Below are 17,039 nucleotides of genomic sequence, written 5' to 3' on the forward strand. Positions count from 1 at the left end.
GGGCCCGGCGGCGCGGGTGTCACGGCGGTGGTGCGGGCCGGGCGCGGCACGGGCGCCCGGGAGGACCGGTCAGGACGGCGCGGTGCGGGCGGCGGCCGTCAGGGCGTGCCGCCGCTGCTGTGGGCGATGCACGCCACGTCGATGCGGTCGGCGAGCTTGGCGAGTTCGATGGTCAGCGCGGCCACCGTGTCCTCGTCGAGCCCGTCGTCCCCGGCCTCCACCAGATGCAGCCACCGGGCACCGACCGTGCGCAGCAGCTTGCTCACGTCGGCGGCGGTCACCTGCAAGGTCCCGCGGTCGTCGACGATCAGGGGGAGAGTCACTTCGCGGTTCACAGACGGGATGGTATCCGCGCCGCGCTCACGCACCGTGCCAAACGGTGGTGATGTTGCAGAACTCGCGGATTCCCTGCCCCGACAGTTCGCGTCCGTACCCGGACCGCTTGATCCCGCCGAACGGGAACGCGGGGTGGGAGGCGGTCATCCCGTTGACGAAGACCCCGCCCGCCTCCAGGTCCCGCACGAACCGCTCCACCTCGGCCTCGTCCCGCGTCCAGACGTTCGAACTCAGGCCGAACGGCGAGTCGTTGGCGATCAGCACGGCCTCGTCCAGGTCACCGGCCCGGTACAGGGTGGCGACGGGCCCGAACGCCTCCTCGCGGTGGATGCGCATCTCGCGGGTGACGCCGGCCAGCACGGTCGGCGGGTACCACCAGCCGGGCCGGTCCGGGCGTTCGCCGCCGCACAGCACGTCGGCGCCGGACCGCCGGGCGTCGTCGACCAGTTCCTCCAGGTCGGCCCGGCCCTGCTCGCTGGCGAGCGGCCCCACGTCGGTGGCCTCGTCCATCGGGTCGCCGACGGTGAGCGCGGCCATCCCGGCGACGAACCGCTCGACGAACGCGTCGTACACGTCGGTGTGGACGATGAACCGCTTGGCCGCGATGCACGACTGCCCGTTGTTCTGCACCCGCGCGGTGACGGCCGTCTCGGCGGCCCGGTCGAGGTCGGCGGAGGGCATCACGACGAACGGGTCGCTGCCGCCCAGCTCCAGCACCGTCTTCTTGATCATTTCTCCGGCGGTGGCGGCGACCGCGCGTCCGGCGGGCTCGGAGCCGGTCAGGGTGGCCGCCTTGACCCGGTCGTCGCGCAGGACCGCGTCGATCGCGCCGGAGCCGACGAGCAGGGTCTGGAAGCAGCCCTCGGAGAAGCCCGCGCGGCGCAGCAGGTCCTCCAGGTAGAGCGCGGTCCGCGGCACGTTCGAGGCGTGCTTGAGCAGGCACACGTTCCCGGCCATCAGCGCGGGCGCGGCGAACCTGACCACCTGCCAGAGCGGGAAGTTCCACGGCATCACCGCGAGGACCGGGCCGAGCGGACGGTGGCGGACCAGCGCCCGGCTGCCGCCCGAGTCCGCCACGTCCCGGGGGTCGGGCACCTCGTCGGCAAGCAGCGACGCGGCGTGTTCGGCGTACCAGCGCATCGCCTTGGCGCACTTGGCGGCCTCCGCGCGGGCCTGCCGCACGGGCTTGCCCATCTCGGTCGTCATGGTGCGCCCGATGCCGTCCCGGTCCTCGTCGAGGAGGTCGGCGGCCCGGTTCAGGAGCCGGGCGCGTTCGGCGAACGACGTGGTGCGGTAGGTGCGGAAGGTGGCCTCGGCGAGCTGGAGCCGGCGTTCCAGCTCCTCGTCGTCGAGGGGCGCGAACGTGGTGAGCGTCTCGCCGGTCGCCGGGTTCACCGTCGCGATGGCCATGGCCGTCCTCCTGGAGCGTGGCTGTTCTCTCGACCCTCCCGCGCGCCACCGGGGGCCGCAACGCGTGAGGGTCCGCTCAGGCCGGGTGCTCGGTCAGCCGGTCCAGAAACGTCGCCTGCGCGGAGACGATCACCGCGCGGGCCCGCTCGGGCGTGAACCAGGCCACCCGGTCCAGCTCGGGGAACTCCTGGATCCGCCCGGAGCGCGGCGGCCACTCCATCCGGAAGGTGCCGGGCACGACCGCGGCCGGGTCGAGGTCGGCCCGCACCGCCCAGGCCGTGACGGTCTTGCCGCCGCGCTGGACGACGTCGCCGAGCGGCAGCGGCGTGCCGTCCGGCGGCGCGAGGCCCAGCTCCTCCCGGAACTCCCGGCGGGCCGCGTCCCAGGCGGACTCCCGGGCCGGGTCGTACTCGCCCTTGGGCACGCTCCAGGCGCCCGCGTCCCGCCGGGCGAAGAACGGGCCGCCCATGTGTCCGAGCAGCACTTCGAGGCCGTCGGCGCCGGTCCTGAACAGCAGCAGTCCCGCGCTGTGCCGGGCGCTCACGGCAGCACCCCGGGGTGCGCGGCGAGCAGCGCGGCCACCGTGTCGGCCTCCCCGGGCGGCTTGTCCTCGCGGTAGCGGACCAGGCGCGCGAAGCGCAGGGTCACGCCCGCCGGGTAGCGGGTGGAGCGCTGGAGGCCGTCGTAGGCGATCTCGACGACGAGTTCGGGGCGGACGTCCACCACGTGCCCGTCGTCGCGCACGGCCAGTTCCCGCAGGCGCTCGGTCTGCCAGGCGAGCGTCGCGTCGGTCATGCCCTTGAAGGTCTTGCCGAGCATCACGAACGAGCCGTCGTCCGCGCGGGCGCCCAGGTGCAGGTTGGAGAGGCGGCCGGTACGGCGGCCGTGGCCCCACTCGGCGGCCAGCACCACCAGGTCGAGGGTGTGCACCGGCTTCACCTTCAGCCAGGAGGCGCCCCTGCGGCCCGCGCTGTAGGGCGCGTCGAGGCCCTTGACGACGACGCCCTCGTGGCCGCGGTCCAGGCTCTCGGCGAGGAAGCGCTCGGCGTCCGGCACGTCCTGCGGCCCGGCGGCCGGCAGCCGCCGCACCCGCATCGGCTCCGGCACCAGCCGGGCCAGCTCCGCGTGCCGCTCGGCGAACGGGAGGTCCAGCAGGTCGCGTCCGTCGACCGACAGGACGTCGAAGAAGACGGGCCGGACGGGGACCGCGCCGGCCGCGGCGGCGACGTCGACACGGGAGCCGACCCGGCCCGCGGTCTCCTGGAAGGAGCGGGGCCGCCCGGCCGCGTCGAACGACAGGACCTCCCCGTCGAGCACGAACCGTTCGACCGGCAACTCCCGTGCGGCTGACGTCACTTCGGGGAGTCGGTCGGTGATCTCGTCGAGGGTGCGGGTGAAGACGCGGACGGTGTCGCCGTCCCGGTGCACCTGGACCCGGATGCCGTCGAGCTTCTCCTCCACCGCGCACCCCCCGAGCTTCCCGACGGCCTCGGCGACCGAGGACGCGCTGTGCGCGAGCATCGGCTGCACCGGGCGGCCGACGGTGAGCCGGAACCCCTCCAGGGCGGGCGGCCCGTCGGCGAGCAGCGCCCGCGCCACCGTCTGGAGCGAGCCCGCCAGCATCACCGCCCGCCGCACGTCCCCCGGGTCCGCCCCGGTGGCCCGCGCCAGGCCCTCGACGGCGAGCGCGTCCAGCGCGCCCTGGCGCACCTCGCCGGTGAGCAGGCCGCGCAGGAAGCGCTGTTCGTCCGCTGTCGCCGCGCCCATCAACGACGCGACCAGACGGGCCCGTTCGGCCTGCGAACCGGCGCCCGAGACCTGCCCGAGCGCGGTCAGCCTGGCGTCGGTGCCGCGCACCGTGAGGGTGGCCGTGGCGGCGGCCGGGACGGGCGTGCCGAGCACCTTCCAGCCGATCCCGAGACGGCCCTGGGGCAGCCTCCCCGCGAGGTACGGGATGACGACGGGCACGTCGTCCGCCTCGGCGTCCCGGAACAGCTCGGCGAGCAGTTCGGTCTTCCGGGACCGCGCCGACGTGGCGGCGACCTCCTGTGACACCTGGGCCAGCCGGGAGAGCAGCATGGAGCCATGGTGCAACGAAGGCGCCGGGTCTACACCCCGACGGCGGCGTCGAGGTCGGCGAAGAGGAGGTCGCCGTTGATCGCGGCGCCCGCCCGGTAGCCGCGGCTCGCCGCGTTGACCACCTGCTCGGCGAAGCCGCTCGCGTTGCCCGCCGCCCAGAGCCCCGGCACGCTCGTCAGACCCCGCTCGTCGATCACCGGGTAGGCGCCGAACGGCGTCTCGCGCATCTGCGCCCCCAGGGCGACCAGCAGGTCGTCGCGGGGGACCGGGCGGGGCGCGGTGAACAGCACCGACCGCGGGTGGACGGTGCCGTCGGCGAGCCGGACGCCGGTCAGCCGGTCGTCGGCCACCTCCAGGGCGGCGACCTCGCCGGGCACCACGCCGACCCCGGCGGCGGCGAGCCTGCGCAGGTCCAGGTCGGTGAGGTCGGCCTCGGCGACCCGGTGGAGGAAGAACAGCACGTCCTTCGACCACTGCGACACCATCAGCGCCTGGTGCACCCCGAGCGGATCGGTGGCGAGCACCCCGAACGGCCGGTCGCGCACCTCCCAGCCGTGGCAGTACGGGCAGTGCAGCACGTCCCGGCCGAACCGCTCGGCGAGCCCGGGGACCTCCGGCAGCTCGTCCCGCAGGCCGGTCGCGACCACCAGCGCGCGCCCGCGCACGGTCCGGCCGCCCGCGAGGGTCACCGTGAAGTCCCGCCCGTCCCGCGCCGCGTCCACCGCGCGGTCGGCGACCAGTTCGACGCCGTACCGGGCGATCTCCTCGCGCCCGGCCGCCAGGAACTCGGCCGGTGCCATGCCGTCCCGGGTCAGATAGCCCTGCAGGTGCGCCGCGGGCGCGTTGCGCGGCTCGCCCGCGTCGACGACCAGGGTCCTGCGCCGGGCCCGCCCGAGGACGAGCCCGGCCGAGAGCCCGGCCGCGCCGCCGCCGACGACGATCACTTCGTACTGCTCGGTCATGGATGACCACCTCCACGCAGACCGTCGCCCGACCACCCCACGATTGACAAACCGGTTTGCCGAAACTGCAATGGAGTGATGAGCGACGACACATCTGACGGCACCGACGGCGTCCTCGCCGAGGTCGGACCGCGGCTGCGGCGCATCCGCAAGGAGCGCGGGGCGACCCTGGCCGGTCTCTCGGAGGCGACCGGCATCTCGGTCAGCACCCTCTCCCGGCTGGAGTCCGGGCTGCGCCGCCCGAGCCTCGAACTGCTGCTGCCGATCGCGCGGGCCCACCAGGTGCCGCTGGACGAACTGGTCGGCGCCCCGCCGGTCGGCGACCCCCGGGTGCGGGCCAAGCCGCTGGTGATGGGCGGGCGCACCTACTGGCCGCTGACCCGCCAGCCGGGCGGCCTCCAGGCGTACAAGGTCCTCCAGCCGCAGGGCCGCGAGGAGCCCGACCCGCGCACCCACGAGGGCTACGAGTGGCTGTACGTGCTCGCCGGGCGGCTGCGCCTGGTGCTGGGCGAGCACGACGTGGTCCTCGGCCCCGGCGAGGCCGCCGAGTTCGACACCCGGGTGCCGCACTGGTTCGGGTCCACGGGGGACGGCCCGGCGGAGTTCCTGAGCCTCTTCGGACCGCAGGGCGAGCGGATGCACGTCCGGGCCAGACCCAAGCGCGCCTGACCGGCGGGGGCGGTGCGGCGGGCCCGGACCCGCGGCACGGGGCGGTTCCCCGAGCGGCAAGCGACCGCTTAGTATGCGAGGGACCCCGGTCAGACGACGCAGTCCCGTGGAGGCACCGCATGCAGGCATGGCAAGTGCACGAGATCGGTGAGCCGAGCGAGGTGATGCGGTACGAGGACGTCCCGCGGCCCACGCCCGGCGACGGCCAGGTGCTGCTCAGGGTGCGTGCCGCCAACATCAACTTCCCGGACGTGCTGATGTGCCGGGGCCAATACCAGGTGCGCCCGCCGCTGCCCTTCACCCCGGGCCTGGAGATCTGCGGCGAGACCGAGGACGGCCGCCGGGTGATCGCCAACCCCGCCCTGCCGCACGGCGGCCTCGCCGAGTACGCCGTCGCGGACGAGGCCGCCCTGCTGCCCGCGCCCGACGCCCTGGACGACGCCGAGGCCGCCGCGCTGCACATCGGCTACCAGACCGGCTGGTTCGGCCTGCACCGCAGGGCCGGACTCGCAGCGGGCGAGACGCTCCTCGTGCACGCCGCCGCGGGCGGCGTCGGCAGCGCCGCCGTACAGCTCGGCAAGGCGGCCGGTGCCACGGTCATCGGAGTCGTCGGCGGCGCCGCCAAGGCCGACATCGCCCGGCGGCTCGGCTGCGACGTGGTCGTCGACCGGCGCTCCCAGGACGTCATCGCCACCGTCAAGGAGGCCACCGGCGGCCGGGGCGCCGACGTGATCTACGACCCCGTCGGCGGCGACGCCTTCACCCAGTCCACCAAGGTCGTCTCCTTCGAGGGCCGGATCGTGGTCGTCGGCTTCGCGAGCGGCACCGTCCCCGCCCCCGCCCTCAACCACGCCCTGGTGAAGAACTACTCCATCCTCGGCCTGCACTGGGGCCTGTACAACACCAAGAACCCCGAGCTGGTCCGGCACTGCCACGAGCGCCTCACCGAACTCGCCGCGAAGGGCGCCGTCAAGCCCCTCGTCAGCGAACGCGTCCCGCTCGGCGCCGCCGCCGACGCCGTGCAGCGGGTCGGCGACGGCCTCACCACCGGCCGGATCGCCGTGCTGCCCGACCTCGCGGAAGGAACCGCCGCATGAGCGCCGACGCCGCCGAACTGAGGCGCCGCACCGCCGAGTTGCTCGCCGCACACCCGCCCGCCGACACCCCCGCCGCCGACTTCCTCGCGGCCCGCTTCGCCGCCGGACTCGCCTGGGTGCACTACCCGGTGGGCCTCGGCGGACTCGACGCCCCGCGCGCCCTCCAGGCCGTGGTGGACGCCGAGTTGGCGGCGGCGGGCGCCCCCGACAACGACCCCCGCCGGATCGGCATCGGCCTCGGCATGGCCGCGCCCACCCTCCTCGCCTACGGCACCGAGGAGCAGAAGCGGCGCTGGCTCGAACCCCTGTGGGTCGGCGCCGAGGTGTGGTGCCAGCTGTTCAGCGAGCCCGGCGCGGGCTCCGACCTCGCCGCCCTCGGCACCCGCGCGGTCCGCGACGGCGACGACTGGGTCGTCAACGGGCAGAAGGTGTGGACCTCCAGCGCCCACGTGGCCCGCTGGGCGATCCTCATCGCCCGCACCGACCCGGACGTGCCCAAGCACGCGGGCATCACCTACTTCGTCTGCGACATGACCGACCCCGGGGTCGAGGTGCGGCCGCTGCGCCAGATCACCGGCGAGGCCGAGTTCAACGAGGTCTTCCTGACCGACGTCCGCATCCCCGACTCCCGCCGTCTGGGCGCCGTCGGCGACGGCTGGCGGGTCGCCCAGACCACCCTGAACAACGAACGCGTCGCCATCGGCGGCATGCGGCTGCCCCGCGAGGGCGGCATGATCGGCCCGGCCGCCACCGCCTGGCGCGAGCGGCCCGGCCTGCGCACCCACGACCTGCACCAGCGGCTCCTGAAGCTCTGGGTGGACGCCGAGGTCGCCCGCCTCACCGGCGAACGCCTGCGCCAGCAACTCGCGATGGGCCAGCCGGGACCCGAGGGCGCCGGGATGAAGCTCGGCTTCGCCCGCCTCAACCAGGAGATCAGCGGCCTGGAGGTCGAACTCCGCGGCGAGGAGGGCCTGCTGTACGACGACTGGACCATGCGCCGCCCCGACCTGGTCGACTTCACCGGCCGGGACGCCGGATACCGCTACCTGCGCGCCAAGGGCAACAGCATCGAGGGCGGCACCAGCGAGATCCTGCTGAACATCGTCGCCGAACGCGTCCTGGGCCTGCCCGCCGAGCCGCGCACCGACAAGGACGTCGCCTGGAAGGACCTGGCCCGATGAGCGCACAGCCCGATCTCCTCTACTCCGAGGAGGAAGAGGCGCTGCGCGCCGCCGTCCGCGACCTCCTCACCGACCGCTGCGACCCGGCCGGCGTCATCGCGCGCACCGAGTCCGACGCCCCGCACGACCTCGGCGTCTGGAAGGCGCTCGCCGACGGCATGGGCCTGGCCGGACTGCTGGTCCCCGAGGCCGACGGCGGCCAGGGCGCCACCCACCGCGAGGCCGCCGTCGTCCTGGAGGAGCTGGGCCGGTCCGTGGCGCCGGTGCCGTACCTCACCAGCGCCGTCGTGGCCACCGAGGCACTGCTGGAGTGCGGCGACCGGGAACTGCTCGGCCGCCTGGCCACCGGACGCGCCGTCGGCGCCCTCGCCGTCGCCCTGCACCTCGCGCCCGGCGCCGCCTTCCGCACCGTCCGCGTCGAAGACGGCCTGCTGCACGGCGAGTTGACCGGCATCGCCGACGCCGCCTGCGCCGACGTGCTGCTCGTCCCCGGCGACGACGGCGGCCTGTACGCGGTCGAGGCCGCCGACGCCACCGTCACCGGGCAGGTCTCCCTCGACCTCACCCGCCCGCTCGCCACGGTCACCCTCGACCGGGCGCCCGGACGCCGGGTGGGCGACGCCGCAGCCGCCGTCCCGCGCGCCCTGCGGGCCGGTGCCGGACTCCTCGCCTCCGAACAACTCGGCGTCGCCGAATGGTCGTTGACCGAGACCGTGCGCTACCTCAAGGAACGCAAGCAGTTCAACCGGCCGGTCGGCGGCTTCCAGGCGCTCAAGCACCGGCTCGCCCAGCTGTGGCTGGAGACCGTCAACCTCCGCGCCGCCGCCCGCAACGCCGCCGCCGCGCTGGCGAGCGGCGACGACACCGCCGTCGCGGTCGCCGTCGCCCAGGCCTACGCGGCGCCCGCCGCCGTCCGCGCCGCCGAGGAGGCACTCCAGCTCCACGCCGGGATCGGCATGACCTGGGAACACCCCGTCCACCTCCGTCTGAAGCGGGCCAAGGCCGACTCGATCGCCTACGGCACCGCCGGCGCCCACCGAGCCGAACTGGCCGACCTGGTCGACCTGCCGGCCCCCTGAGCCGCGCCACCGGAGCCCGCCCCGACCGGGGCGGGCTCCCGTACGCCGCCGCGCCACCCGGGTGAACGGGCGGCGGCACTCCGGCCAACTCCTCCCGCGCACCCCTCCACCGGCCCCCGCGCTGCCCCCATACTCCCTGTGGTTCCGTCCCGTCCCCGCCCCACAGGGAGGCCGAACGATGCCCCACGTCACCCGCCGCAGCGCCCTCACCCTCCTCGGCGCCACCGCCGCGGCCGTGTTCGCCCCGCCCGCGAGCAGCGCCTTCGCCGACCAACGGCCGCACCGCACGGCCCCGTTGTGGAACGCCCACGCCCACAACGACTACGACCACCCGCGGCCCCTCCGCGACGCGCTCGACCACCGCTTCGGCAGCGTCGAGGCCGACATCTACCTCGTCGGCGACCAACTCCTCGTCGCCCACGACCCCGTCGACCTCGACCCCGCCCGCACCCTCGAAGCCCTCTACCTCGACCCGCTCGCCGCCCTGGTGAAGGCCAACCACGGCTCCGTGTACCGGGGTCACCGCAGGCCCGTGCAGCTCCTCATCGACATCAAGACCGAGGGCGCGGCCACCTACCTCGAACTCGACCGCCATCTGCGGCGCTACCCGCACCTGTTCACCGGCTACGCGCACGGCCGCGTCCACCCCGGCGCCGTCACCGCCGTCGTCTCCGGCGACCGGGCCGCCCGCGCCCCGATGGAGGCGCAGAGCGTCCGCCGGGCCTTCTACGACGGCCGCCTCACCGACCTCGGCACCGCGGCCCCCGCCTCCTTCGTCCCGCTGATCAGCGACAACTGGACCCTCAACTTCACCTGGCAGGGCGACGGCCCCTTCCCCGGCGCCGAACGGGAGAGACTGCGGACCCTCACCCGCACCGCGCACGCCCGCGGCCAGCGGGTCCGCTTCTGGGCCACCCCCGACACCGCGGGCCCCGCCCGGGACGCCCTCTGGGGCGCACTCCTCGACGCCGGGGTCGACCTCCTCAACACCGACGACCTCGCGGGCCTCGAAGCCTTCCTGGACGCCCGCCGCCCCCGGTAGAACCACACGTTCGGGGGACAGGTCGGTCGCCCGGTCGGACCCTCCGCTACGCCACACTTGCCGCCGAAACGCCGCGAACCGGGCGGCGTGGCGGAGGAGGCTGACGATGGCGATTTCCATCTCTGCGGTGCTGTTCCTGCTGATCCTGGCGGTGATCTTCCTGAAGAACGGGCTCAAGATGTCCCACGCCGTGGTCTGCGCGCTGTTCGGGTTCTTCCTGGCCGGCACCAGCCTCGGCCCGACCCTGCACAACGGCCTCACGGCCACCGCCGACATCGTCGGCAGCCTGCACCCGTGAGGCCGCGCACCCTCCCGCGGGTCAGCGCCCGGCGAACACCCCGACACCGTTCGCCACGGCCCGCTCCGGGGCGTCCGTCGGATGGTTGCGCACCGTCACCGACGCCGCCCCCGGCGCCCGCGCCACCAGCGTCGACGAGCCGCCGCCGTCCAGGCTGAACCCGTCCACCGCGCCCGCCGCCCGCAACGCCGCCGCCACCTCCGCGATGGTCAGCCCCGCCCGGTACGCCGGGGAGCCGTCCAGCGCCAGCAGCAGCAACCGCCGTCCGCCGTCCGCGCTGCCCACCGCCGTGCGCACGGCGGCCGTCCGGTCGTCGAGCCCGGCCTGCGGCCGCCCGCCGCGCAGCACCGGATACCCGCCGACGACGAACCGGTAGGGCACCGCCGAACGGGCCGCCACCAGCCGGTGCGTCACACTCACCCGCGCGCCCTCGGCCAGCGCGCGCAGCCGCCGCGCGCCCTCCTCCCGCCCCACCAGCACCGTCGTCCCCGCCGCGATCGCCCCGCCGCCCGGCCGGGCCGACCGCGCCACCACCCGCCCCCGCCGCACCGTCACCTCGTACGTCTCCGCGCTGCACCCGGCGGCCCGGTCGGTGTCCGTGCCGCAGGTCGCCCGCACCCGGGACGCGGCGCCCCACTCCGCGGTGAACGCGCCCACCGAACCCACCGGCAGCGCGTACTGGTTGAGACCGCCCAGCGGCAGCCGCCCGCCCGGGGTCCGCACCGCGCCGTCCAGCCGCAGCCGGTCCAGCCGCGCCCGCCGGTCCACGCCCACCCCGAACACGTCCACCGTCCCCGTCCCGGGCGGCAGCGCCGGACCGAACCGCTGCCCGTCGGGCACCGCCGACTTCAGGACCCGCCCGCCCGCGACCGCGGGACCCACCGACGCGCCGGTGGCCTCGACCCCCGGGTGCTGCGCCTCGCTGATGTCGAAGAAGTCCCCGTTGACGCCCCCCACCGCGCCCCGCGCGTCGGCCATCCGGGAGACCGTGGCCCGCGCGGCGACCGCGCCCGGGTACAGCAGATCCGTCCGCACCGAGGGCGCCCCCAGATCCACGCTCAGCAGATGCACCCGGGCGATCCCCTTCACCCCCCGGACGTCGTACTCCCGGTACGTCACCCCCCGGGCGAGCACCGCGCCGCGCTGGGCCGCGCCGACCGGTGCCGCGCCCGCCAGGGCGCCACCCGCGAGCACGCCGAGCGACGTGAGCAGAACGAGCGCCGACCGTCTCCGACGGTGTGTCATGAAGCCCCCTGAAGCCTCGTCAACTTGCCGGGTCCATCAGGGGAAGTGCAGCAGACGGCGGCGGCGCGCGGGCCTCCTATGCGCCGACTACACGAGAACGGGTGAGGAAGCGCACCCCCTCGGGCGCCTCCAGCGAGAAACCGCTGCCGCGACCCGGTACGACGTCCACGATCAGCCGGGTGTGGCTCCACACGTCGTACTGACTGCGCGACATCCAGAACGTCACCGGCTCCTCCACCCCCTCCACGCTCAGCTCGGCGAGCAGCACGTCCGAGGCCCCGGTGCGGAACTCGCCCTCGGGGAAGCACATGGGCGCGCTGCCGTCGCAGCAGCCGCCCGACTGGTGGAACATCAGCGGGCCGTGCTCGGCCCGCAGCCGCCGCAGGAGGTCGGCGGCGGCGGGGGTCAGCTCGACGCGGGGAGTCTCGTCGTCCATCCCCCCACCGCACCACACGGAACGTTGCGAGAGGGTTGCACCCGCGTCGCACGGGAGAGTGGAGTGGCCTGGCTCACATGGCGTCCCCGCCGGGTCACCGACACCATGGTGCACGTCACCGGCAGGCTGAAGGGAGCGGCGATGTTCCGCAAGGTACTGGTCGCCAACCGTGGTGAGATCGCGATCCGGGCGTTCCGCGCGGGGTACGAACTGGGCGCCAGGACGGTCGCCGTCTTCCCGCACGAGGACCGCAACTCGCTGCACCGGCTCAAGGCCGACGAGGCCTACGAGATCGGCAGCCCAGGACACCCGGTGCGCGCCTACCTCTCCGTCGAGGAGATCGTCCGCGCCGCCCGCGCGGCCGGCGCCGACGCCGTCTACCCCGGCTACGGCTTCCTCTCCGAGAACCCCGAACTCGCCCGCGCCTGCGAGGAGGCGGGCATCACCTTCGTCGGACCCAGCGCCCAGACCCTGGAACTGACCGGCAACAAGGCCCGCGCGGTCGCCGCCGCCCGCGAGGCGGGCGTCCCCGTCCTCGGCTCCTGCGCCCCCTCCACCGACGTCGACGAACTGGTCCGCGCCGCCGACGACATCGGCTTCCCGGTCTTCGTGAAGGCCGTCGCGGGCGGCGGCGGGCGCGGCATGCGGCGCGTCGAGGAACCGGCCGCGCTGCGCGAGTCCATCGAGGCCGCGGCCCGCGAGGCCGCCTCCGCCTTCGGCGACCCCACCGTCTTCCTGGAGAAGGCCGTCGTCGAACCCCGCCACATCGAGGTGCAGATCCTCGCCGACGGCCAGGGCGACGTCATCCACCTCTACGAGCGGGACTGCTCCCTCCAGCGGCGCCACCAGAAGGTCGTCGAGATGGCGCCCGCGCCCGGCCTCGACCCCGCGCTGCGCGACCGCATCTGTGCCGACGCCGTCCGGTTCGCCCGCCGCATCGGCTACCGCAACGCGGGCACCGTCGAGTTCCTCCTCGACCGCGACGGCAACCACGTCTTCATCGAGATGAACCCCCGCATCCAGGTCGAGCACACGGTCACCGAGGAGGTCACCGACGTCGACCTGGTCCAGGCCCAGCTCCGCATCGCCGCCGGGCAGTCCCTCGCCGACCTCGGGCTCTCCCAGGACACCGTCACCCTGCACGGCGCCGCCCTCCAGTGCCGGATCACCACCGAGGACCCCGCCAACGGCTTCCGCCCCGACACCGGACGCATCAGCGCCTACCGCTCCCCGGGCGGCTCCGGCATCCGCCTCGACGGCGGCACCACCCACGCGGGCACCGAGATCAGCGCCCACTTCGACTCGATGCTCGTCAAGCTCACCTGCCGGGGCCGCGACTTCCCCACCGCGATCGGCCGCGCCCGCCGCGCCGTCGCCGAGTTCCGCATCCGCGGCGTCGCCACCAACATCCCGTTCCTCCAGGCCGTCCTCGACGACCCCGACTTCCAGGCCGGACGGGTCACCACCTCGTTCATCGAGCGCCGCCCCCACCTCCTCACCGCCCGCACCTCCGCCGACCGCGGCACCAAGCTGCTCACCTACCTCGCCGACGTCACCGTCAACAAGCCGCACGGCGAACGCCCCCAGCTCGTCGACCCCGCCGTCAAACTGCCCGCGACACCCCCGGGCGACCCCGCCCCCGGCTCCCGGCAGCGGCTCGTCGAACTCGGCCCCGAGGGCTTCGCCCGCGCCCTGCGCGCCGCCCCCACCATCGGCGTCACCGACACCACCTTCCGCGACGCCCACCAGTCGCTGCTCGCCACCCGGGTGCGCACCAAGGACCTCCTCGCCGTCGCCCCCGTCGTCGCCCGCACCCTGCCCGGACTGCTCTCCCTGGAGTGCTGGGGCGGCGCCACCTACGACGTCGCGCTGCGCTTCCTCGCCGAGGACCCCTGGGAGCGGCTGGCCGCGCTGCGCGAGGCGGTGCCCAACATCTGCCTCCAGATGCTGCTGCGCGGCCGCAACACCGTCGGCTACACCCCGTACCCGACCGAGGTCACCGACGCCTTCGTGCACGAGGCCGCCGCCACCGGCATCGACATCTTCCGCATCTTCGACGCCCTCAACGACGTCGGCCAGATGCGCCCCGCCATCGACGCCGTCCGCGCCACCGGCACCGGCGTCGCCGAGGTCGCCCTCTGCTACACCGCCGACCTCTCCGACCCGGCCGAACGCCTCTACACCCTCGACTACTACCTGCGTCTCGCCGAGCAGATCGTCGAGGCGGGCGCGCACGTCCTGGCCGTCAAGGACATGGCCGGAGTGCTGCGCGCCCCGGCCGCCGCCACCCTCGTCTCCGCGCTGCGCCGCGAGTTCGACCTCCCCGTCCACCTGCACACCCACGACACCGCGGGCGGCCAGCTCGCCACCTACCTGGCCGCCGTCCAGGCGGGCGCCGACGCCGTCGACGGAGCCGTCGCCTCCATGGCGGGCACCACCTCGCAGCCGTCCCTCTCGGCGATCGTCGCCGCCACCGACCACTCGGAGCGGCCCACCGGGCTCGACCTCCAGGCCGTCGGCGACCTGGAACCGTACTGGGAGAGCGTGCGCCGCATCTACGCCCCCTTCGAGGCGGGCCTCGCCTCCCCGACCGGTCGCGTCTACCACCACGAGATCCCCGGCGGCCAGCTCTCCAACCTGCGCACCCAGGCCGTCGCGCTCGGCCTCGGCGACCGCTTCGAGGACATCGAGGCCATGTACGAGGCCGCCGACCGGATGCTGGGCAGGCTCGTCAAGGTCACCCCGTCCTCCAAGGTCGTCGGCGACCTCGCCCTGCACCTGGTCGGCGCCGGGGTCGCCCCCGCCGACTTCGAGGCCACGCCCGGCCGCTACGACATCCCCGACTCCGTCATCGGCTTCCTGCGCGGCGAACTCGGCACCCCGCCCGGCGGCTGGCCCGAACCGTTCCGCAGCCGCGCGCTGGAGGGCCGCGCCGCCGCCAAGCCGGTCCGCGAACTGACCGCCGAGGACCGTGAGGGCCTGGAGAAGACCCCCCGCGCCACCCTCAACCGGCTGCTGTTCCCCGGCCCCACCCGCGACTTCGACACCCACCGCCAGAGCTACGGCGACACCAGCGTCCTGGCCAGCAAGGACTTCTTCTACGGGCTGCGTCCGGGCCAGGAGTACGCCGTCGACCTGGAGCCCGGCGTACGGCTGCTGATCGAGCTGGAGGCGGTCGGCGAGGCCGACGAGCGCGGGATGCGCACGGTGATGTCCGCGCTCAACGGACAGCTCCGCCCGATCCAGGTCCGCGACCGCGCCGTCGCCTCCGACGTGCCCGCCACCGAGAAGGCCGACCGCGGCGACGACCGCCAGGTGGCGGCGCCGTTCGCCGGGGTGGTCACCCTCGCGGTGGCCGACGGCGACGAGGTGGCGGCCGGTGCCACCGTCGCCACCATCGAGGCCATGAAGATGGAGGCGTCGATCACCGCGCCCCGGGCCGGGCGGGTCGCCCGCCTCGCCATCAACCGCATCCAGCAGGTCGAGGGCGGCGACCTGCTGATCCAACTGGACTGACCCCCGCCCACCCGGGCACGGGCGTGGTCTTGGCCATGCACCCGTCACAAGGTACCGTCACACCGAAATCGACGACGGCAGAACGGAAGCCGGTGCAAAACCGGCACGGTCGCGCCACTGTGAACGCTCCGCCCGCCCCGGGCGGGGCGTGAGTCAGACCCGTAGCCGTCGTCCACCGCACCACCGAGTTGGGACGCGAACTCCCAGAGGAGGTCCTGCCATGGCGCAGACCGTCGCTCAGCCGACCGCCACACCCGCCCCGCTGCCGCTCAAGGCGATAGCGCCCTGGGCCGTCTTCTTCGGCATCCTCATGCTGGTCCTGCTGTACTTCGTCGGCGCCGAACAGGGCGCCACCGCCGTCGTCTCGGGCGAGGACGTCCACGAGTGGGTCCACGACGCCCGCCATCTGCTCGGCTTCCCCTGCCACTGACCCGAGGGACGCCGCACAGCCATGAACTCCGCAACGGTAAGAAACCTGCTCGTCCGCGGCATGCTGGCCGGGCTCGGCGCCGGGCTGCTCGCCCTGGTCGTCGCCTACCTCCTCGGCGAGCCCTACGTCGACAAGGCCATCGGCTTCGAGGAGTCCCACGCCCACGGCCACGAGCACGAGGTCGAACTGGTCTCCCGCTCCCTCCAGTCCACCGCCGGGCTCGCCACCGGCGTCCTCGTCTACGGGGTCGCCTTCGGCGGCATCGCCGCGCTCGCCTACTGCTTCGCCCTCGGCCGGATCGGCCGCTTCTCGCCCCGCGCCACCGCGCTGCTGCTCTCCGGCTGCGCCCTGCTCGCGGTCTACGTCGTGCCGTTCCTGAAGTACCCGGCCAACCCGCCCGCCGTCGGCAACTCCGACACCATCGGCGAGCGGACCACCCTGTACTTCCTGATGATGGTGCTCAGCGTCCTCCTCGCCGTCGCCGCGACCCTGCTCGGCAGGCGGCTCGCCCCGGCGCTCGGCACCTGGTGGGCCACGGTCGCCGCGGTGGCCGCGTTCGCCGTCGTGACCGGCCTCGCCTTCGCCTTCCTGCCGGTCATCAACGAGGTGCCCGCCGACTTCCCGGCGACCGTCCTGTGGCGCTTCCGGCTCGCCGCGCTCACCATCCAGCTCACCCTGTGGACCGGCTTCGGCCTGATCTTCGGCGAACTCGCCGAGCGGGTGCTCGCCCCGAGGCCCGCCGGCGCGGCCAGGACGGCGGCCCCCGCCGCGCACTGACCGCCGACCGACCGACCGACCGCCCGCCCGCCGACAGTCCGCGAGAACCGGCCATCGCGCCGGGGACGACCGGGCGGTCGCGAGCGGTCGTGACCGACCAGGAACCGACTGCGGGCGACCGCCTCGGGAGGGCCCCCGGACCGAACGTCCGGGGGCCCTCCGGCGTGCCACCCCGGGGGTGGCGGCCGTCCGGGGACGGCGACCGTCCCGGGTCCTGCGGTCTGCGGCCCGCACGGGGTGACGCACCCGACACACCGGCCGGTACCGGGATCTTGATAGCCTCGGGGCGCCAGTCGAGCCACATCCGAGGCCAGGGAATCCGGTGCGAATCCGGAACTGACGCGCAGCGGTGAGGGGGACGGGCGGGGCACGACACGCCACTGGGAGACCGGGAAGGCGCCCCGTCCGGACGAACCCGAGTCCGAAGACCTGCTGGCACCTCCGCGCCCCGCGGGGGACCCCGTAGGCAAGGCTCCGCGTAC

The 17,039-nt window shown here is 74.7% G+C and carries 16 protein-coding genes and 2 riboswitches; of the genes, 9 read left to right on the forward strand and 7 right to left on the reverse strand.

All coding sequences use genetic code 11. From position 1 onward, the window contains the following. Window positions 1-98: 98 nt before the first annotated feature. From GA0115242_RS12450 to GA0115242_RS12470, 5 genes are all read right to left on the reverse strand, one after another. Complete coding sequence (locus tag GA0115242_RS12450) at window positions 99-335, reverse strand: DUF6213 family protein (protein ID WP_093827636.1); 237 nt, start codon at window positions 333-335, stop codon at window positions 99-101. Between the two features lie 25 nt (window positions 336-360). Beyond that, on the reverse strand, window positions 361-1,746 hold the full coding sequence (locus GA0115242_RS12455; protein WP_093827638.1) for an NADP-dependent succinic semialdehyde dehydrogenase: 1,386 nt from the start codon (window positions 1,744-1,746) through the stop codon (window positions 361-363). Window positions 1,747-1,822: 76 nt separating this feature from the next. Further along, window positions 1,823-2,290: an NUDIX domain-containing protein gene (locus GA0115242_RS12460; RefSeq protein WP_093827640.1), complete on the reverse strand. Its 468-nt coding sequence runs from the start codon at window positions 2,288-2,290 to the stop codon at window positions 1,823-1,825. Then, entirely contained in the window at window positions 2,287-3,825 is a 1,539-nt protein-coding gene (locus GA0115242_RS12465; RefSeq protein WP_093827642.1) for an ATP-dependent DNA ligase, read from the reverse strand. The genes GA0115242_RS12460 and GA0115242_RS12465 overlap by 4 nt, the downstream gene beginning before the upstream one ends. Window positions 3,826-3,854: 29 nt before the next feature. Then, window positions 3,855-4,787, reverse strand: coding sequence for an NAD(P)/FAD-dependent oxidoreductase (locus GA0115242_RS12470; protein ID WP_093827644.1), 933 nt, complete (start codon window positions 4,785-4,787; stop codon window positions 3,855-3,857). A gap of 78 nt (window positions 4,788-4,865) precedes the next feature. Between GA0115242_RS12470 and GA0115242_RS12475 the strand changes: the two genes are divergently transcribed. The 6 genes from GA0115242_RS12475 (at window position 4,866) to GA0115242_RS12500 (ending at window position 10,153) form a co-directional block, all read left to right on the forward strand. Then, window positions 4,866-5,456, forward strand: coding sequence for a helix-turn-helix domain-containing protein (locus tag GA0115242_RS12475; protein ID WP_093827646.1), 591 nt, complete (start codon window positions 4,866-4,868; stop codon window positions 5,454-5,456). Window positions 5,457-5,575: 119 nt separating this feature from the next. Further along, window positions 5,576-6,553 (forward strand): NADPH:quinone oxidoreductase family protein, encoded by a 978-nt coding sequence (locus GA0115242_RS12480; protein ID WP_093827648.1) that lies wholly within the window; start codon window positions 5,576-5,578, stop codon window positions 6,551-6,553. Continuing rightward, window positions 6,550-7,734 carry an acyl-CoA dehydrogenase family protein gene (locus tag GA0115242_RS12485; RefSeq protein WP_093827650.1) on the forward strand — a complete coding sequence of 395 codons (1,185 nt, stop codon included), beginning with the start codon at window positions 6,550-6,552 and terminating at the stop codon, window positions 7,732-7,734. The genes GA0115242_RS12480 and GA0115242_RS12485 overlap by 4 nt, the downstream gene beginning before the upstream one ends. Next, window positions 7,731-8,813 (forward strand): acyl-CoA dehydrogenase family protein, encoded by a 1,083-nt coding sequence (locus GA0115242_RS12490; RefSeq protein ID WP_093827652.1) that lies wholly within the window; start codon window positions 7,731-7,733, stop codon window positions 8,811-8,813. The genes GA0115242_RS12485 and GA0115242_RS12490 overlap by 4 nt, the downstream gene beginning before the upstream one ends. 178 nt (window positions 8,814-8,991) lie before the next feature. After that, the gene (locus GA0115242_RS12495) at window positions 8,992-9,855 is read left to right on the forward strand and encodes a phosphatidylinositol-specific phospholipase C/glycerophosphodiester phosphodiesterase family protein (protein ID WP_093827654.1); all 864 of its coding nucleotides are present in this window, start codon (window positions 8,992-8,994) and stop codon (window positions 9,853-9,855) included. A 106-nt stretch (window positions 9,856-9,961) separates the two neighbouring features. Next, on the forward strand, window positions 9,962-10,153 hold the full coding sequence (locus GA0115242_RS12500; RefSeq protein ID WP_093827657.1) for a hypothetical protein: 192 nt from the start codon (window positions 9,962-9,964) through the stop codon (window positions 10,151-10,153). A 21-nt stretch (window positions 10,154-10,174) separates the two neighbouring features. Here the strand turns inward: GA0115242_RS12500 and GA0115242_RS12505 are convergent, their stop codons facing one another. Continuing rightward, complete coding sequence (locus tag GA0115242_RS12505; protein WP_093827659.1) at window positions 10,175-11,398, reverse strand: phosphodiester glycosidase family protein; 1,224 nt, start codon at window positions 11,396-11,398, stop codon at window positions 10,175-10,177. Between the two features lie 76 nt (window positions 11,399-11,474). After that, window positions 11,475-11,834, reverse strand: a complete 360-nt coding sequence (locus GA0115242_RS12510) for a DUF779 domain-containing protein (protein ID WP_093827661.1) — start codon at window positions 11,832-11,834, stop codon at window positions 11,475-11,477. Between the two features lie 141 nt (window positions 11,835-11,975). On the opposite strand from GA0115242_RS12510, the gene GA0115242_RS12515 reads away from it, so the two are divergent. The 3 genes from GA0115242_RS12515 (at window position 11,976) to GA0115242_RS12525 (ending at window position 16,557) form a co-directional block, all read left to right on the forward strand. Then, window positions 11,976-15,350, forward strand: a complete 3,375-nt coding sequence (locus tag GA0115242_RS12515; RefSeq protein WP_202555230.1) for a pyruvate carboxylase — start codon at window positions 11,976-11,978, stop codon at window positions 15,348-15,350. An 84-nt stretch (window positions 15,351-15,434) separates the two neighbouring features. Further along, window positions 15,435-15,509, forward strand: a riboswitch (cobalamin riboswitch). Window positions 15,510-15,570: 61 nt separating this feature from the next. After that, window positions 15,571-15,780 (forward strand): CbtB domain-containing protein, encoded by a 210-nt coding sequence (locus GA0115242_RS12520; RefSeq protein ID WP_093827663.1) that lies wholly within the window; start codon window positions 15,571-15,573, stop codon window positions 15,778-15,780. Window positions 15,781-15,801: 21 nt separating this feature from the next. Then, entirely contained in the window at window positions 15,802-16,557 is a 756-nt protein-coding gene (locus tag GA0115242_RS12525; protein WP_093827665.1) for a CbtA family protein, read from the forward strand. A gap of 273 nt (window positions 16,558-16,830) precedes the next feature. Beyond that, window positions 16,831-17,009, forward strand: a riboswitch (cobalamin riboswitch). Window positions 17,010-17,039: the final 30 nt, after the last annotated feature.

The organism is Streptomyces sp. SolWspMP-5a-2 (assembly GCF_900091845.1).
Classification (GTDB): Bacteria; Actinomycetota; Actinomycetes; order Streptomycetales; family Streptomycetaceae; genus Streptomyces; species Streptomyces doudnae.

Coding starts and splice junctions, on each gene's coding strand:
- GA0115242_RS12495 (WP_093827654.1), top strand. CDS start 8,992: ATGCCCCACGTCACCCGCCGCAGCGCCCTCACCCTCCTCGGCGCCACC.
- GA0115242_RS12515 (WP_202555230.1), top strand. CDS start 11,976: ATGTTCCGCAAGGTACTGGTCGCCAACCGTGGTGAGATCGCGATCCGG.
- GA0115242_RS12465 (WP_093827642.1), bottom strand. CDS start 3,825: ATGCTGCTCTCCCGGCTGGCCCAGGTGTCACAGGAGGTCGCCGCCACG.
- GA0115242_RS12510 (WP_093827661.1), bottom strand. CDS start 11,834: ATGGACGACGAGACTCCCCGCGTCGAGCTGACCCCCGCCGCCGCCGAC.
- GA0115242_RS12500 (WP_093827657.1), top strand. CDS start 9,962: ATGGCGATTTCCATCTCTGCGGTGCTGTTCCTGCTGATCCTGGCGGTG.
- GA0115242_RS12485 (WP_093827650.1), top strand. CDS start 6,550: ATGAGCGCCGACGCCGCCGAACTGAGGCGCCGCACCGCCGAGTTGCTC.
- GA0115242_RS12505 (WP_093827659.1), bottom strand. CDS start 11,398: ATGACACACCGTCGGAGACGGTCGGCGCTCGTTCTGCTCACGTCGCTC.
- GA0115242_RS12480 (WP_093827648.1), top strand. CDS start 5,576: ATGCAGGCATGGCAAGTGCACGAGATCGGTGAGCCGAGCGAGGTGATG.
- GA0115242_RS12470 (WP_093827644.1), bottom strand. CDS start 4,787: ATGACCGAGCAGTACGAAGTGATCGTCGTCGGCGGCGGCGCGGCCGGG.
- GA0115242_RS12490 (WP_093827652.1), top strand. CDS start 7,731: ATGAGCGCACAGCCCGATCTCCTCTACTCCGAGGAGGAAGAGGCGCTG.
- GA0115242_RS12525 (WP_093827665.1), top strand. CDS start 15,802: ATGAACTCCGCAACGGTAAGAAACCTGCTCGTCCGCGGCATGCTGGCC.
- GA0115242_RS12520 (WP_093827663.1), top strand. CDS start 15,571: ATGGCGCAGACCGTCGCTCAGCCGACCGCCACACCCGCCCCGCTGCCG.
- GA0115242_RS12475 (WP_093827646.1), top strand. CDS start 4,866: ATGAGCGACGACACATCTGACGGCACCGACGGCGTCCTCGCCGAGGTC.
- GA0115242_RS12455 (WP_093827638.1), bottom strand. CDS start 1,746: ATGGCCATCGCGACGGTGAACCCGGCGACCGGCGAGACGCTCACCACG.